We start from the raw sequence: 15,663 nt of genomic DNA, 5'->3' as shown, positions 1-15,663 counted from the left end.
GGCTGGGGTCGGGGTCCATCCCCAACCTGAATAGCCACAAACCGCACGTGCTGACGGGACACTCGCGAACCTCGGCCGGTTGACAGCCGGAGCAGTCCAGACATTTTTGGCGTATCGCCTGCAGGATCGCAGTCTTGGTGGTCATGGCCTTGTCTCGATCCGCTCAAGCTTTGCCTCGGCGAAGCTCTGACCGTCGCATTCCAGCACCGCTGCCTGGCCGGTGAAGTCCTGCCAGCGGGTCACGGCGACATCGACATAGGCCGGGTTCAGTTCGATCGCGTGACAGCAGCGGCCGGTCATCTCAGCGCGATGATCGTCGTGCCGGAGCCGCTAAACGGCTCGTAGACGGCTTGGCCGGGCGAGGAGTTGTTCTCGATCGGGCGCCGCATGCATTCGACAGGCTTCTGCGTGCCGTGGCCAGTGTCCGACTTCCGGTGCGGGATGGCCCAGACGGTGGTCTGCTTGCGATCCCCCGCCCAGTGGCCCTTCTTGCCCTTCCTGACGGCGTACCAGGCCGGCTCGTGCTGCCAATGGTAGTCGCCGCGGCCGATGACCAGCCGGGTCTTGTCCCAGATGATCTGGGAGCGAACGGCAAAGCCGCTGGCCTCCAGGCTGGCGGCCACTGTGGCGGCATGAAGGGCGCCATGCCAGACATAGGCAACGTCACCGGGAAATAGCGCCCAGGCCTCGCGCCAGTCGGCACGATCGTCGTTCAACACGGTTCCCTTGGCGAGGTTGGCCCCGTCACCGAAGCGCTCGCGCCAGGCCGGGTCATAGCTGACGCCATATGGTGGATCCGTCACAAGCAGATGCGGCTTCACCCCGGCGAGCACGCGTTCGACGTCAGCGGCGTTGGTGCTGTCGCCGCAGATCAGCCGGTGCTTGCCGAGGATCCAAACGTCGCCGGACAGGGTGGTTGATAGCGCTGGGGTCTCGGGAATGTCGTCCGGGTCAGTCAGTCCTGAATTGCCGGCCCCAGTCAGCACGGCGATCTCCAGATCGTCGAAGCCAGTCAGCGACAGATCGAAGCCAAGTTCGCCGAGATCTGCGAGTTCCAGCCCAAGCAGTTCATTGTCCCAGCCGGCATTGAGCGCCAGCTTGTTGTCGGCAATGACTAGCGCGCGTTTCTGAGCGTCCGTTAGGCCGGCGAGCTTGACGACCGGCACCTCCTGCATGCCGAGCTTCCTTGCCGCCAGCAGCCGTCCATGACCGGCAATGATGCCGTTCGCACCGTCGACCAAGATCGGGTTCGTCCAGCCGAACTCGCGGATCGATGCCGCGATCTGCGCCACCTGCGCATCGCTGTGCGTGCGGGCGTTCTTCGCGAACGGGATCAGAGCCGCGGCAGGACGATACTCCACAAAGAGAATGCCAGGAGGAACGCGGTCACCATCCGGCGGACTGGCGCAGCGAGGCGACGCGGACGGGCCGTTCTCAACAGGCCGAACATGAACTCCGCACCCATCTGTTTGCTGCTCCAACTGCAGGCTCCTGAAATAATCTGATGTCTTCCACCTTACCACGCAGCAACGCCAAAGTATTGATGACGTAAGGCGACATTCCTAGACATCAGGCGACAGGGATATCTCTCAGTGCAGATGATGACGCGCAGTGACAGACAAAACTGTTTTTCTCCCTACGCGTGCGTGTGAAACAAATATGGATCTGTCCGTCATCTCGCGTCATTCCCGTCACCGGGCCAGCGCTCTATCGGTCTAGAGCCAATCTTAGCGGATCGGTTAAGCAGTTAGATAGGAGCGGGTTGCACTCTGCCCTTTTCCAATCTGGGCTGCTAACGCGATGGGGCACATCCGCCTCGGCCGGTTGCCGAAATCCAAATCATGGCGTGCCGTCGTCGGCCTCCTCACCAAAGGCGCTCCGGAAGACAAGATCATTTCGGCGACCACTCGTGCGATAGAGCGTGAGCTCGCATCGGCCGTAACCGATCCGGTTTTCGTCGAAGCAGTCCGGCTGTTATGCCTCATCCCGCAGGCGGCCCGCACAGGAAATTTCGGCGTCGGACTTCGCGAGCTTGGGGTCGACGTTCCCGATCACCCCGAGCTGACCCAGGTGCTTACGGCGGTCGGTCGTCACCTGGACAATCGTACTGCCCGGGCCGGCAGAAGCGACTTTGCCGAACTCCGTGCGCGAACCCGATTTCTGGAGCCGCGCCGACGTGACCGAAGCGCTGACTGATGCGACCGAATTCATGACCGACGATGATGTGGACTTCGAATTCAGTCGGTCGGCTGTGCGCGCGAGGTCATCTATCTTCCTCGATTTCGATCAATCATCGGCCTTCATGGCCGACGAAGTCATCCTGTTCTCCGGGGGACTGGATTCTCTTGCCGGCGTCGTCGAGAAGCTGGCCACAACTGATGCACGCCTGGCGCTCGTGACTCATCGCTCGGCGCAGAAGCGGATGCCTCACCAGGACTGGCTTGCAGCCAGACTGAAGGAGCGCTTCCCCGGACGGATATTATGGATCCCGATCAAAGCGCGCAGGTCGGCAGGAGAGGCGTCCGAGACAACCCAGCGGTCGAGGCCACTGCTGTTTGCCGCGCTCGGCTTTCTCGTCTCGCATATCCTGGACACCAGACAGCTGCTTCTCTTCGAGAACGGTGTGGTCAGCCAGAACCTACCGATCAGCCCCCAGGTGATTGGCTCTCTGGCCACCCGAACGACCCACCCGCTCGTTGTCCACCGCCTCGGTCACCTGCTCCGACTGATGACTGGGGAGCCGTTCGAATTCTCGAATCCATATACTTGGCTCACCAAGACGCAGGTGGTGTCCCGGCTGCGCGATCACGGCGCAACGGACCTGATCGCCGAAAGCGTCAGTTGCAGCGAGGTCCACAACCGCACCGTCGTCAAAACCCATTGTGGCGCCTGCTCGCAATGCATTGACCGCCGCTTTGCCATGATTGCCAACGGGATGGGCGAGTACGATCCGGCCAGCATCTATGAAACCGAGGTTCTGACCGACACGCGAGAAAAGAGCGAGAGCCGGACCATGGCACTGGACTGGACCCGTCACGCTCATTCCCTGGCAAACATGGACGACCTCACGTTCCTCGAAAGATTTGGCAGCGAGATCGGCCGCATCATTGAAGGCTTCCCTGATCAGCCATCCCGCCAAACCGCGCTCAATATCATGGAACTTCAAAGGCGACATGGACAGGCTGTGCAGGAGACGCTTGCCTGGGGCGTCAAGAATTACTCGGCCGAATTGATTGCCGGAGCTCTTCCGGCGACCTCGCTTCTTCGCATGTTTCTGAGTGTGATGAACGGACAAGCGACCATGCCGGACACAGCCACTCTCAAGGATCGCTACGCCATACAAGACCAGGATCTCAAGCAGGCTACGTCAAACAAGCAGAACGGCATCTTTCCGCTGCGGCTCACACTTTCAGGCGAGGAGAAGTCATGTCGCCTGACCGTAGCGGGATTGGGCGAGGTGAAAGGCGTCAATGCCAGCGTCGTGGTTCCCATGAGGCCCGTCCACGATGAAGATGTTGGAGGCGGCCGCGTTGCGAAGGAGTTCAGGTTCACGGCTTCTGGCGCCGTCGCCGCCGCCCTGAATCCAACAAGTCGGTTGTGGAGCAGCGCATTCTGCGCTGCAGGCGCGAACTCGAAGAATTCTACTCTGTGATTGAGGGCGTGCCACCGGCCAAACCACTTCTGATCGAGACCCGCCCCCAAAGAGGTTACCGGCTCGACCCGGAAAGCCGCTTCGTCGAATCAGTTATCACCACGGACTAAGCCCTGACGCGCAGCTCAATCAGGCCCAGTCGGATGGCCTGTCAGGATGCGGACCGGTTTGTCAGGAAGAGAAGGCTTGAGCGACAGCGATTCGGTTTGGGTCTGTCACTGATTGTCATGAAGCGGCCCTCTGGCGTCAGGGACCGATCATAGAAGCACCCGCCGCGCATATCGGAAGATGACCCCATTGAAAACGAGGTCAGCGGACGCGGCACATGACATTGATCAACTCTCACCGTCCAACCGGGCAAAAGCCAGCGGAACATCTCCTCGAGGCCGAACTCGCCGCTCGGTGGCGCTTATCGCAACGAACACTCCAGCGCTGGCGCGGCTCAGGGCAGGGGCCTGGATTCCTCCTGATCGGCAAGCGCGTCCTGTATCGGCTGACCGATATCGAAGCATTCGAGGCAGCGGCCCGCCATATCGAAGGGGGCGGCAAATGAGCTCGCTGCATTCTGATGGGCCAGTTCCGGACCGCCATGCGATCGCCACTCACCTCTCGGTTCTCTTCGACGGGTTGGAGGGATACGCCGCGATCCGTCTCTTCGCCGAAAAGGGAACCCCCTCGCGCCCGCCAAAGACGCCGTTCATCAGGACTGGCGCCGATCTTGTCAATCAGGTCAGCCCCTTGGCAGACGAGGCGCTGCGGGCCGGCGTTGGATTGTTCGTCGTCCCTGGCCTAGTGGACGCGCCGGGCAAGGCGACGGCCAGCGATGTGTCGGCGACGGCCGTCGTGCTCGTAGACCTTGATGAGGGCGACATCGAGGCCAAGGCTGCTCATCTTGCCAACCACCTTGGGGCGCCAACACTCGATGTGCTGTCCGGCGGCCGCACAGAAAACGGAACCTGCAAGAGGCATCTCTACTGGCGGCTCACAGCAGTCGCTCGAGGCGAGCAGCTCGCTGAGGTATGCAGGTTGCGCTCGCTTCTGGCTTCACTGGTCGCCGCGGACCCGGCCTTCGGCAGCGCCCATCAACCAGTGCGGATCGCCGGAAGCGTCCATGGCAAGCATGGCATACTGTCTCCGGTCACCATCAGGGACATCAACGCAAATCGCTATGACCTTTCCAGCCTAATCGAATTGGCTGGCAAGCTTCCTCATTTTCCGGGCCTGCGCACCAAGGAATTTCAACTGCACGAGGGATTCAATGCTGGTCGCCCCTCCGTCACGGAGCTTTTGACGCTTCCGGTTCGGGAGGGAGGTGCCGACGGGATAACCCGCTTCAATGCTGTTTCGACCGTGATCGGACACTTCATCAGGGAGGCTCGGCTATGCAGAATTTCGTTGGCAGAAGCCTGGGACAAGGTCCGGGCATACAACGCCGGGCTGGTCATTCCGCCATGGCCGGAAGAACGGCTAAAGGTCGCGTTCCGTTCTCTCCAGCACAAAGATGGCCTTCGGCATGACTGGCCCAGCAATGTGCCCGGAGCCAATCCCGAGTCGAGCCTTTCGCCGGTCACAGAAGACGCTCTGGCGGATCGTTTCTCGGAACTGAACGCCCCCGACTGGCGGTATGTCGCCGTCTGGAGCGCCTGGCTCAAGTGGGTCGGAACCCGATGGCAGATCGATTCGGCGGACGAGGTCTTCGAAGTAGTACGGCAGATCTGCCGGGCCGCGGCAGTCAGCGCGCAGGCAGCCGATATTCGACGCATTTGCAGCGATCGGACCATCAGGGCCGTCGAGCGGATAGCCAGGAGCGATCCACGCCACACGGCCCTTCCGGAAGAGTTCGATGCCGACACGATGGTGCTGAATACGCCGGCAGGAGTGGTAGATCTTCGGACGGGAGAGATCGGACCTCACCAGCGTGGAGCAACGATGACGCGACAGACCGCAGCGTCGCCCGGCAGGAACTGCCCCATATGGGAAGAATTCCTCGACGAGATCACAGGTGGCGATCCCGTCCTCCTCGCCTATCTCGCCCGTGTCGCGGGTTACTGCCTCAGCGGCGACACCTCGGAACAGGTTTTCTTTTTCCTTCACGGCGCGGGGGCCAACGGCAAGTCGGTCTTCCTGTCGGTCCTCGCAGATGTGTTGGGAGACTATGGCGTCACGGCTCCGCTCGAAACCTTCATGGCCGGGAGGGGGGAGCGTCACCCAACAGATCTCGCAGGGCTGAGAGGCGCACGCCTGGTCACGGTCAACGAGACCGAAAGTGGCCGGGCATGGGCGGAAAGTCGCATCAAGTCGATTACCGGTGGGGACAAGCTGCGCGTGCGCTTCATGCACCGCGATTTTTTCGAGTTCCAGCCCACATTCAAACTCCTCATCGCCGGCAATCATCGTCCCCGCCTTTCAAGTGTTGGCGAGGCCATGCGGCGGCGCCTCCACCTGGTGCCCTTCGAGGTGACGATCCCGCCCGAGCGCCGGGACAGGCAGCTGCTGTTAAAGCTGAAGGCAGAGCGCGACGGCATCTTGGGTTGGATGCTGGAAGGTTGCGCTGACTGGTTCAGGATTGGGCTTGCACCGCCTGCGTCTGTTGTCGACGCGGCGCACGAGTATTTCGAAGACGAAGATGTCATCGGCCAGTGGATCGACCAGGAGTGTCACCTCGATCCTTCCAAGGCATCTGCTGCATCGGCTCTCTTCATGAGCTGGTCCACCTGGGCAGATCGCAACGGAGCGGAGCGCGGGTCACAGCGAGAGCTTGGAGAAGCCCTCAAGGCCCGAGGCTTCGAGTCCAAGCGATCGGCAAGGTCGCGAGGGTGGCAGGGTATAGTTCCGATGCGTGTCCCTGCAACGTCTCGGGGAGACGCGGCATGAATCCGATCTCGCCCGACCGGCTTACCGCGGCCGAGCGCCTGGCCGAACTAGGCACCATCCTGGCGGCCGGCGTCAGGCGTCTGCGAGCACGACAGTCAAGCAGACAATCTGGCGAGCGGGAGAATAGTTTCGTGGACTTCACCGCCAACCAGAGCGGTCATGCAGTCGAACTCGAACCGGCGGAGAATGGGGCATGACGGACGCAGTGATCGGCAGGCTGGCAGCGATTAGGACCATGGACATCGTTGCCCTGAAGGGGATGTGGCGCGACCTGTTTGCAGCGGAGCCGCCGCCCTACAATCGCAAGTTCCTGGAGAGCAGGCTGGCCTACCGGGTGCAGGAACTCGCCTATGGCGGGCTGAAGCCGGAGACGCTGAAGCGACTGGCCGCACTGGCCGAGGATCTGGAGCCCCGCTCGGGGGGCACCCGCTCTGATAACCGACCTGTCGCCGGCACCAGGCTGATGCGTGAATGGCAGGGCGTCGAGCATTGCGCGACGGTCCTGGCCGACAGTTACGAATATCAAGGTCGTCCCTACAAATCGCTCTCGGCCATCGCTCGCGCGATCACCGGCACGCGATGGAACGGCTGGTTGTTCTTTGGCCTGCGCAGTCAGAAGGGAGCAGGCCGATGAAAGCCGCGGCCCCGACGTCGAAGCCGATCGTGCGAAAACTCCGGTGCGCGGTTTATACGCGCAAGTCCTCGGAAGAGGGGCTCGACATGGAGTTCAACTCGTTGGACGCCCAGCGCGAGTCCTGCGAAGCCTATGTAGCGAGCCAGCGGTCCGAGGGCTGGGTGCTGGTGCCGGATCGATACGACGATGCGGCATCTCCGGCGCCACGCTGGAGCGGCCCTGCCTGAAGCGGCTGCTGCGCGATGTCGAAGCCGGTTTGGTCGATGTCGTTGTCGTCTACAAGATCGACCGGCTGTCTCGCTCGCTGATGGATTTTTCCAAGCTGGTCGATGTGTTCGACGCCAACGACGTGACCTTCGTCTCGGTTACCCAGTCATTCAGCACCACGACCTCAATGGGCCGGCTGACATTGAACATCCTGCTTTCCTTCGCGCAGTTCGAGCGCGAGGTGATCGGAGAGCGCATCAGGGACAAGTTCGCTGCATCCAGGCGAAAGGGCATGTGGATGGGTGGCAACGTGCCATTCGGCTACCGGGTCGAGAATCGGAAGCTGCTTATCCAGGATGAAGAGGCTGCCATTGTCCGCTCGATCTTCGAACGATTCCTGCAGATAGGTTCCGCGACCATTTTGGCACGAACCCTGAATGCGGAGGGCCTCAGGCGCAAGAATGGGAAGTCGTTCGACAAAGGCCTTCTCTACAAGCTGCTCAGCAACCGGGTGTATATCGGCGAGGCCGTGCACAAGGGCACGAGCTATCCCGGCGAGCACCAGCCGCTCATCTCGCAGGATCTCTGGGACAATGTCCGCTCGATCATCGCAGAGCCACCGCGCAAGCGGGCAGGGCACTGCCGCAGGCAGACGCCGGCATTGCTCAGAGGCCTGATCTTTGCTCCCAGCGGCTGTGCCATGACGCCGGCCCACACGCGCAAGAAGGGGCGGCTGTACAGGTACTACGTCACCACCAGCGTGCAGAAGCTCGGGCCGGAAAGCTGCTCGGTACGGCGCCTGCCTGCCGGCGAGATCGAGGCCGCAGTGATCGATCAGGTCCGCGTCCTGCTGCGCTCACCAGAGATGATTGTGAAGACCTGGGCGACCGCGCGCGAGGACGGCGACGAGATCAACGAGACCGAGGTGCGCGACGCCCTGGTTCAGTTCGATGCTCTTTGGGAGGAACTCTTTCCCGCCGAGCAGGCGCGCATCATCCAGCTGCTGGTCGAGCGCATCGACGTCGATGTAGGCGGCATCACCATCCGCCTTCGCACCGAAGGCATAGCCAGCGTCATCGCCGAGCTTTGGGAACGACCAAACCTTGGATAGGGCAGCATGAAGAACAACCGCGAGATCAGCCGCGATGGTTGTTTGCTAACGGTCTCCATTCCAATGGCGATCCGCAAGCGTGGCGGTCGCAAACTTGTCGTCACTCCGGCTGGAGCAGAGGCTTGGGCACCGTCGCGCCCGCGCATCGACAACACGCTGCTGAGAGCCCTCGTCCAGGCATTCCACTGGCAACATAAGCTGGAATCAGGGCAACACGCGACGATCAGCGAACTCGCTGAGGCTCAGAAACTCGACCGGTCGTTCGTCTCCACATGCTTCGACTGACGCTCTTGGCGCCGGACCTGGTTGAGGCAATCCTCGACGGGCGACAGCCTCGGACGATGCAATTGCAGCCGCTGGTGCGCGGGTTTCCCGTTGAGTGGGAGCGCCAACGGCGCAGCGCCTGCGAAGGTCTGGTTTTAACCCAACGGTGATCCTCATTGTCCGCGTTGCGAATGGCAGCAATGCGCCTATGTCGGCCGTTGAGGTCAGCTTTGCCAATCCTGACAGCAGACATTGCCGACGGCCACGCGGGAAGGCTTCGATGCATGGCAGAAACATAGAAGCCTCCCGGCTTCAGAGGGCATGAGAGACGAATATTCTCCAAAATCCTAACGAACAGTAGCCCGCATCGACGTTCGCCTTGCGGCTTGTGATATCCTCTCCAGGAGGATAGCATTAAGCTATGAGCGATCTGCCACACATCCACGAAACTCATCCTGATATCGTCAAGCGTCTGAAGCGGGCCGATGGCCATCTCAAGGGCGTGATCGAAATGATCGAAGCGGGCCGGCCCTGCCTCGACATCGCCCAGCAGCTTCATGCTGTAGAGAAGGCCATCTCGCAGGCTAAGAAGACGCTGATCCAGGATCACCTCAACCATTGCCTTGAAGACGTCGTCGGGCCGCTGGCGCGCGAGCAGCGCCGCTCGATCGACGAATTCAAAGACATCACGAAGTACCTGTGAGAAGCGCCATGCTGGACAAGGTACGTGACTGGTTCGGCTTCGGTCCGATGACACTAGGGTTCGGCGGCCATGGTCACGATCATAGTGATGCCGGTGGCCATGGCCACACGCACGGCGTCATCGATCCGACAATCGCGACGACCGACCGGGGTATCTGGGCGATCAAATGGTCATTCGTCATATTGGTCATCACCGCAGCCCTCCAGCTCGTGGTTGTGTTCATCTCGGGCAGCGTGGCGTTGCTGGCCGACACGATCCACAATGTCGGCGACGCGGTCACCGCCATTCCGCTGTGGATCGCCTTCATGCTGGCCCGCGGCAAACCGAGTAAGACCTTTACCTACGGCCTCGGTCGGGTCGAGGATCTGGCCGGGATCATCATTGTTCTCATCATCCTGTTCAGCGCCATCGTTGCCGGCTACGAGGCGATTGACCGGCTGATAAACCCCAGGCCGATCGCATTTCTGGGCTGGGTCGCCGTCGCCGGCCTCATAGGCTTCATCGGCAACGAACTCGTCGCGGTGTTCCGTATCCGAGTTGGCCGCGAGATCAACAGCGCAGCGCTGATCGCCGACGGTTACCATGCGCGCACCGATGGCTTTACCAGCCTGGCGGTTGTGCTGGGCGCCATCGGTGTCTGGTTGGGCTTCCCTCTTGCTGACCCGATCATCGGGTTGTTGATCACAGTGGCCATCTTCGCGATCGTCTGGCAGTCTTCGAAGGCGGTGCTGACGCGCATGCTCGATGGCGTCGAGCCCGGCATCGTTGATGAAATCCATCATGCTGCCGAGCATGTGCAGGGCATCGAGCGGGTTCGTAGTGTGCAGGCGCGCTGGATCGGCCACCGCCTGCATGCAGACGTTGCCATCAGCGTGCCGAACACGGCGACGGCCACAGAGATCATGAGTGTGACCGAAGCCCTTAAATCGGAACTGTTCGAACACCTGCCGGCCTTGGCGGAAGCGAATATTCGACTGGAAAGTTCAGTCGGTCCTGGTGCAGGGCGCGCGGAAACTGCGCATGCTGAACAACACGCGCCGGAGCCCTTCAAGGTTGCCTGCGATCTGGCTACCGGGACTTTGGAGATCGTCGACACGCCTGCCGGGGAACGAATGCGCCTCACGGTCGATCAACATGCTGATGATTTGATGACGGCCACCGTGATTATTGACCGCTTCGGCGGTCCGGAGACGCTGCCCCTGCAATCTGTCGCCGGCGATCACCATCGTCTTGAGAGCACCGTGGCCCCGGCTGAGCCTCACGAGTTTCAAGCGAAGCTGATCCTGGTAGCCAAAGACCGACAGCAGGAAGTGCCGTTCAAGATAGACGGGAGCAGACGGAGCGGCTGATCGAACAGCTGAAGCGGATCGCCGATGTACTAGAAGACAAGAACCTGGCCAAGGTCCAAGACAGTGTCGGGGAACTGGCCGAAAGGTCGATCCTGGGCCTAAAAGCCGCCCGCACCCAAGAGGTACCATGGCACTCGTGTGCCGCCAACGCTCACGGTCCATCAAAGCGCGGAAGAGCGTCCTGGCGTGGTCCGCCCAACGCTCTTCTGCGAGCTTGGTTTCTCTCACCGATGTTCTGAAGGCATTGCTGCCTGCTCTGCGACGTCACCAACGTTCGGCTTTGGGGTACGAGAATGCCGAACCCGAGCGGTGGCTTGCCGCCAATATTGAGCCGACACGAGGTGTCGCCCGCCAGATAGTAGGCGAGGCAGAAACACCTTCGGTCCCGGGTGGTTAGATGGGCTGGGCTGGACGGTCATGGCGCTCTCTGGGCCACTGCACGATTCCGCAACAGCGCACGATTTTCGAATTCTCTTTCACGCATCCCTTGCAGCCAGGTAGCAGGCGGTCATTCTCTAGGAAGAGCCGGCCAGGCGCTTCATAGTTTGCGATACCAATCGGCGATGTTCCAAGTCTCGGAATCCCAAGACGTGGGATCATATCCGCCTATGTCATGGGCAATTCCGGAGGTGTCGGCCCAGTGGACGAGCGGGATCATAGCGAAATCGTGGACTAGGAGATCGTTCATCTCGATGAAAATCTCCTGCCGCTTTTGCGGGTCCATTTCGATCGTTGATCGCTCGTAGAGCGCGTCATAGGCGCCGTTGCAATATCGGCTAATGTTCTTGCTCGACCAGCCGTTCTTCACCTGGGCGATCTCCGAGCAGATCCACGCGCTCATCTCCGCGCCAGGGTCCGGCACTTTATTCCCGTGAGCATATTCCTCCATGTCGGCATAAAACTGTCGGCTGGTGTTGGTCGTTTCGTTGGTGGAGCTAAAGAATACGCTGCTGTCGATCGTCTTCTTCTCGACATGGACGCCCAATGATTCGAGGGCTTGGCTCACAATCTCTTGCGTCTCTTGTCGGACCGGATTTACTGAGGTTTGATAGACGACGCTGAGTTCAATGCCGTTCTTGTCGCGAATCCCGTTCTTGTCGCTGTCCACCCAGCTGGCATCGTCGAGTAGTTCCGCCGCCTTGCTCAGGTCGAACTTGTAACTGGTGTGTTGGGAACTGTAGCGCGTCGGCGCTACGAGCAGATTGCTCGCTGGCTGACCGGTGCGTCCATAAAGTGCCGCGATCTTGTCCCGATCTACCGCATAAGCAAACGCTTCCCGAACGAGCTTGTCGCTGAAGAATGGATTGGCGAACTGCGTGCTCGAACGCTCGCCATCGGCGGTTTCCTTGTTGGGGTCGGAGAAGTTAAGCGCAATTCGTTCGACGTAGGCGCCGAACAGCGGTACGACCTTTCCAACCCCTTTGGCTTCCATCTCCTTCAAGGTCTCGTCGTCCACCTGTAGGTTCCATGAATAGTCAACGACGCCGTCGCGCAAGACGGCCTTTGCGGCGACAGTTGCATCCCCGCCGCCCTGAAGAGTTACACGCTTGAAATGACGCTTTCCGGCGTCGCGATAAAACGGGTTCGGCTCGTAGAAGATCTTGATCGTGTTGACGACATCCTCGCCTATCACCAATACGTCCTCTTTCCGAAATTCCTTGGCGATGTAGGGCCCCGTGCCGACAGGTGCGAAGTTCGCCGGAGCCGCGGCGGCATTCGAATTGTTGTAAGCAGCGAAGACATGTTCCGGCAAGATCATGCCTCTTACGCCGACAAAGGGTACCGCCCAGGCCGGGTTTGATCGCTTGAACGTCACCTTAACCGTCAAGTCGTCCAGCGCTTCGACATTGTCGACAATCTTGTAGTTGTCCCCGCTCGTGGACTCGACATCGGGGTTTGTGATGTACCGGTAGGTGAAGACCACGTCCTTCGCTGTAAACGGCTCACCATCCGACCACTTGACGCCTTGCTTCAGCTTCCAGACAACTGATTTGCCATCGACCGCAACCTCGCCATTCTCCAGGGTCGGTACTTCGGCCGCCAGGAACAGCACAAGATTCCCTTTTCGGTCGAAACTCGCGAGCGGCTCATAACTTATGCGACTTGGTATTTGGTCCTTGCCCCCATCGGCAAAGTGTGGGTTCAGAGTCGTCGGGGCCTGCCACAACAGGAGCCGCAGTGTATCCCTGTCCAGTTGGTCCGACCTCGCCGGGCCGGCTGAGGCGACGAGCACCATCAAAAGGGCGGCGGCGGAAACCAGATGAACGCTCGATCGCACGATCGAACCTACAGAAAGCGTCGGCTTCATATTCTCCCTCCACTTGCTCTGGCCCGACCAAGCCGGACCACACGCCACAACCCATGAGTTGTCCGCCGATGACCGGCCCAACCAGCTGCAATTGACACATGCGCCTTCCCACTCGCTAGGTTCGAGAAGGGCGTATTGGAGCCGCCTGGGTGAAAGGCGGCTTTTCGCCGTGTTCCGCTGGCCCCTGCTTTTCTGTCAGGTTGCACAGCGTGTGACTTCGCCGACGCGCCCTCCCTGAAGCCCTGTCGACTCATTATACGCTCAAGAAGGCGCCAATCCGCAAGAGGAAGGCTAAGCGGCAAACCGTCATGGCGCAAAAGCGGATGCTAGCCGTCTCCCCCACCTCTCACAGCGTCGCGTCGCCGAAGGTCTGGTCCTCCACGGGGAGAGGCTCGCTGGGGGAGCACTTTGCGAAACGCCCGACTGGGGCATGCTACGGCGACATCAAAGTCCATCCGCCCTGACCGCTAATCGCCCGGATAGCGCGCACAGGCAGTATCGGCCGCTGGCGCAATGGGGGCCGCTGCATGCCCGGCTGCTGGACCGCAACAGACGCCAGCTCCGGGGGGCGCCGAGCGTGGCTTTTGAAACGGCCCAGTTGCGCTAAGAGCTGCCACTCTTTCTCCGGCGAACTACCGCGTTCGAGTGGGCTTCAGGTGCAGCCTCAATAGATGTTGCCAAGAGCTCGCATTGGGATCAACTTGCGCCGTGGTGGAGTAAGGAAGGGGCCCGCAGGCGGCTTCAGAACTGCGGCTGGAATAGGGTGGGAGGAGCAAATGCAAGAAGTATCCCAGCGGCGGGTAGCGTCGCCGCACGCGTTGAATTCGATACGCCCGTTGTTCTTGGCGATAGTCGCGGCTCTCCTTGTCAATGTCCCCCAACATGCACTGCCGGCGGAGTTGAGCAACGAAACGCTCAGATTGTTTTTGTGGCAAGCGCCAAGCACCCTCAACCCGCATTTGGCACCCGGCATCAAGGATCAGACTGCCAGTCGCATAGTCTATGAGCCGCTGGCGAGTTTTGATATCGGGGGCAACCTGGTTCCCTTTCTGGCCGCCGAGATTCCGTCGATCGAGAATGGGCAGGTCGCTCCCGACGGTAGGTCGGTGACGTGGAAGCTGAGGCCGGATGTCAAATGGTCCGACGGCGTACCCTTCACGGCGAAGGATGTCCTGTTCACTTACGCCTATATCGTCGACAAGGACGTAGGTTCGTCGAGCGCCGGCTCGTACAAGTCGGTCGAGAAGGTCGAAGCGCTTGACGACCTGACGGTGAAGGTCACGTTCAAGAACGTCAATCCCGCATGGTCACTTCCCTTTGTCGGCGTGCAGGGGATGATTATCCCGGAACACGTATTTGCTCCATACAACAACAAGAACGCCGCCGACGCTCCAGTCAACCTGGCGCCGGTAGGTACGGGCCCTTACCGACTCAAGGAATTCCGCACGGAGGATGTTCTGCTCATTGGCGAAGATGTCGTCAACACGGTCAAGATTATCTTCGAGCCAAACCCGGAATATCGCGATCGTGACGGCCTGGAATTCAAGGAGGTGACGCTGCAAGGCGGAGGCGACGCCAGAACCGCGGCCAATGCCGTGTTGAGCGAAGGGATCGTCGACTACGCTTGGAACCTCCAGGTGGGCGAGGCCGATCTAGAAAGGCTTGAAACTAAAGGCGTCGGGAAGGTCGTCCTGTACTGGGGGTCCTATGTTGAGCGCGTCATGCTCAACTTCACCGATCCCGGCAGGGAGACGGCCGATGGTGAACGCTCGAGCACGCAGTTCCCTCATCTGATCTTGACTGACAGGCGTGTTCGGCAGGCCCTGGCCGCCGCGATCGACCGCCAGAAAATTGCCGAGCTTTACGGTAGAACCGGCCGCCCCTCGGCTAACCTCCTGGTGGCGCCGGCCCCCTTCGTTTCGCAAAATACGAAATGGGAATTCAATCTGGACAAGGCTCGCGCGTTGCTCGACGAGGCTGGCTGGCGGGACAGCGACGGCGACACCATTCGCGACAAGGGTGGTGTCTCGCTAACGTTGGCGTTTCAGACGAGTCTGAACACGGTGCGCGAGGCAACCCAGGAAATTATCAAGGGTGACCTCGCCGCGATTGGAGTTCGGATGGAAAGCAAGTTGATCGACTCCAGCATTTTCCTGGGATCGACCCCGGATAATACCAACACCAGGCGACATTTTTATTCCGACATCGAGGAATTTGCCTATGGAGGCAAGAGCCCTGACCCTGGCAGCTACATGGTCGGTTGGACCTGCGCCGAAGCAGCCCAGAAGCAGAACAACTGGTCGGGGTCGAATTGGGCCCGCTATTGCAACGCTGACTATGATGCGCTGTTCCAGGCGTCGGCGACCGAGGTCGACCCGGAGAAACGCCGCGGACTCTTTGTTGCGATGAACGATCTGTTGATCAGCGACGCCGCGGTCGTTCCGCTGGTCGAGTGGGCGTATGTTTCAGGCTTGGGTAACGATATTGTCGGCTACGATCCCACGCCTTGGGATGCCGAAACGTGGAATATCGCGAACTGGCATCGTAAGAAGTGAGCAGCC

The 15,663-nt window shown here is 60.5% G+C and carries 15 protein-coding genes; 12 read left to right on the top strand and 3 right to left on the bottom strand.

Annotated features, from left to right (window positions below; genetic code table 11):
• Positions 1-141 precede the first annotated feature (141 nt).
• Both HNQ71_RS35720 and HNQ71_RS22525 read right to left on the bottom strand, forming a co-directional pair.
• The gene (locus tag HNQ71_RS35720; RefSeq protein ID WP_343068215.1) at positions 142-300 is read right to left on the bottom strand and encodes a hypothetical protein; all 159 of its coding nucleotides are present in this window, start codon (positions 298-300) and stop codon (positions 142-144) included.
• Positions 297-1,361, bottom strand: a complete 1,065-nt coding sequence (locus tag HNQ71_RS22525) for a site-specific DNA-methyltransferase (RefSeq protein WP_343068214.1) — start codon at positions 1,359-1,361, stop codon at positions 297-299. The genes HNQ71_RS35720 and HNQ71_RS22525 overlap by 4 nt, the downstream gene beginning before the upstream one ends.
• 439 nt (positions 1,362-1,800) lie before the next feature.
• Between HNQ71_RS22525 and HNQ71_RS22520 the strand changes: the two genes are divergently transcribed.
• From HNQ71_RS22520 to HNQ71_RS22475, 11 genes are all read left to right on the top strand, one after another.
• Positions 1,801-2,196 carry a hypothetical protein gene (locus tag HNQ71_RS22520; protein ID WP_184874810.1) on the top strand — a complete coding sequence of 132 codons (396 nt, stop codon included), beginning with the start codon at positions 1,801-1,803 and terminating at the stop codon, positions 2,194-2,196.
• Complete coding sequence (locus tag HNQ71_RS34970; protein WP_184874809.1) at positions 2,177-3,652, top strand: 7-cyano-7-deazaguanine synthase; 1,476 nt, start codon at positions 2,177-2,179, stop codon at positions 3,650-3,652. The genes HNQ71_RS22520 and HNQ71_RS34970 overlap by 20 nt, the downstream gene beginning before the upstream one ends.
• Positions 3,653-3,977: 325 nt before the next feature.
• Positions 3,978-4,205 (top strand): helix-turn-helix transcriptional regulator, encoded by a 228-nt coding sequence (locus HNQ71_RS22510; RefSeq protein WP_184874808.1) that lies wholly within the window; start codon positions 3,978-3,980, stop codon positions 4,203-4,205.
• Complete coding sequence (locus HNQ71_RS22505) at positions 4,202-6,526, top strand: phage/plasmid primase, P4 family (protein ID WP_184874807.1); 2,325 nt, start codon at positions 4,202-4,204, stop codon at positions 6,524-6,526. Before HNQ71_RS22510 ends, HNQ71_RS22505 begins: the two co-directional genes overlap by 4 nt.
• A complete protein-coding gene (locus HNQ71_RS22500) occupies positions 6,523-6,723 on the top strand; it encodes a hypothetical protein (RefSeq protein WP_184874806.1) in 201 nt (66 codons plus the stop codon). The genes HNQ71_RS22505 and HNQ71_RS22500 overlap by 4 nt, the downstream gene beginning before the upstream one ends.
• A complete protein-coding gene (locus HNQ71_RS22495) occupies positions 6,720-7,160 on the top strand; it encodes a DUF2924 domain-containing protein (RefSeq protein WP_184874805.1) in 441 nt (146 codons plus the stop codon). Before HNQ71_RS22500 ends, HNQ71_RS22495 begins: the two co-directional genes overlap by 4 nt.
• Entirely contained in the window at positions 7,157-7,387 is a 231-nt protein-coding gene (locus HNQ71_RS35715) for a hypothetical protein (protein ID WP_343068219.1), read from the top strand. The genes HNQ71_RS22495 and HNQ71_RS35715 overlap by 4 nt, the downstream gene beginning before the upstream one ends.
• Positions 7,282-8,478: a recombinase family protein gene (locus HNQ71_RS22490; RefSeq protein WP_343068218.1), complete on the top strand. Its 1,197-nt coding sequence runs from the start codon at positions 7,282-7,284 to the stop codon at positions 8,476-8,478. The genes HNQ71_RS35715 and HNQ71_RS22490 overlap by 106 nt, the downstream gene beginning before the upstream one ends.
• Before the next feature lie 6 nt (positions 8,479-8,484).
• The gene (locus HNQ71_RS22485) at positions 8,485-8,763 is read left to right on the top strand and encodes a hypothetical protein (protein ID WP_246461810.1); all 279 of its coding nucleotides are present in this window, start codon (positions 8,485-8,487) and stop codon (positions 8,761-8,763) included.
• 400 nt (positions 8,764-9,163) lie between these two features.
• A complete protein-coding gene (locus tag HNQ71_RS22480) occupies positions 9,164-9,445 on the top strand; it encodes a metal-sensing transcriptional repressor (protein ID WP_184874804.1) in 282 nt (93 codons plus the stop codon).
• Between the two features lie 8 nt (positions 9,446-9,453).
• Complete coding sequence (locus HNQ71_RS22475; RefSeq protein ID WP_184874803.1) at positions 9,454-10,794, top strand: cation diffusion facilitator family transporter; 1,341 nt, start codon at positions 9,454-9,456, stop codon at positions 10,792-10,794.
• Positions 10,795-11,332: 538 nt separating this feature from the next.
• Here HNQ71_RS22475 and HNQ71_RS22470 read toward each other — a convergent pair.
• Positions 11,333-13,102, bottom strand: a complete 1,770-nt coding sequence (locus HNQ71_RS22470; protein ID WP_184874802.1) for a peptide ABC transporter substrate-binding protein — start codon at positions 13,100-13,102, stop codon at positions 11,333-11,335.
• 776 nt (positions 13,103-13,878) lie between these two features.
• On the opposite strand from HNQ71_RS22470, the gene HNQ71_RS22465 reads away from it, so the two are divergent.
• A complete protein-coding gene (locus tag HNQ71_RS22465) occupies positions 13,879-15,657 on the top strand; it encodes a peptide ABC transporter substrate-binding protein (protein WP_184874801.1) in 1,779 nt (592 codons plus the stop codon).
• Positions 15,658-15,663 lie beyond the last annotated feature (6 nt).

Origin of the sequence: Mesorhizobium sangaii, from assembly GCF_014207355.1 — a bacterium.
GTDB classification, from domain to species: domain Bacteria; phylum Pseudomonadota; class Alphaproteobacteria; order Rhizobiales; family Rhizobiaceae; genus Mesorhizobium; species Mesorhizobium sangaii.
This window is presented reverse-complemented; position numbering and strand designations above follow the sequence as displayed.

Excerpts from the sequence above, each read along its gene's own strand:
- HNQ71_RS35720 (WP_343068215.1), bottom strand. The coding sequence starts at position 300 with ATGACCGGCCGCTGCTGTCACGCGATCGAACTGAACCCGGCCTATGTC.
- HNQ71_RS22510 (WP_184874808.1), top strand. The coding sequence starts at position 3,978 with ATGACATTGATCAACTCTCACCGTCCAACCGGGCAAAAGCCAGCGGAA.
- HNQ71_RS22520 (WP_184874810.1), top strand. The coding sequence starts at position 1,801 with ATGGGGCACATCCGCCTCGGCCGGTTGCCGAAATCCAAATCATGGCGT.
- HNQ71_RS22470 (WP_184874802.1), bottom strand. The coding sequence starts at position 13,102 with ATGAAGCCGACGCTTTCTGTAGGTTCGATCGTGCGATCGAGCGTTCAT.
- HNQ71_RS22465 (WP_184874801.1), top strand. The coding sequence starts at position 13,879 with ATGCAAGAAGTATCCCAGCGGCGGGTAGCGTCGCCGCACGCGTTGAAT.
- HNQ71_RS22475 (WP_184874803.1), top strand. The coding sequence starts at position 9,454 with ATGCTGGACAAGGTACGTGACTGGTTCGGCTTCGGTCCGATGACACTA.
- HNQ71_RS35715 (WP_343068219.1), top strand. The coding sequence starts at position 7,157 with ATGAAAGCCGCGGCCCCGACGTCGAAGCCGATCGTGCGAAAACTCCGG.
- HNQ71_RS22505 (WP_184874807.1), top strand. The coding sequence starts at position 4,202 with ATGAGCTCGCTGCATTCTGATGGGCCAGTTCCGGACCGCCATGCGATC.
- HNQ71_RS22500 (WP_184874806.1), top strand. The coding sequence starts at position 6,523 with ATGAATCCGATCTCGCCCGACCGGCTTACCGCGGCCGAGCGCCTGGCC.
- HNQ71_RS22480 (WP_184874804.1), top strand. The coding sequence starts at position 9,164 with ATGAGCGATCTGCCACACATCCACGAAACTCATCCTGATATCGTCAAG.
- HNQ71_RS22485 (WP_246461810.1), top strand. The coding sequence starts at position 8,485 with ATGAAGAACAACCGCGAGATCAGCCGCGATGGTTGTTTGCTAACGGTC.
- HNQ71_RS22495 (WP_184874805.1), top strand. The coding sequence starts at position 6,720 with ATGACGGACGCAGTGATCGGCAGGCTGGCAGCGATTAGGACCATGGAC.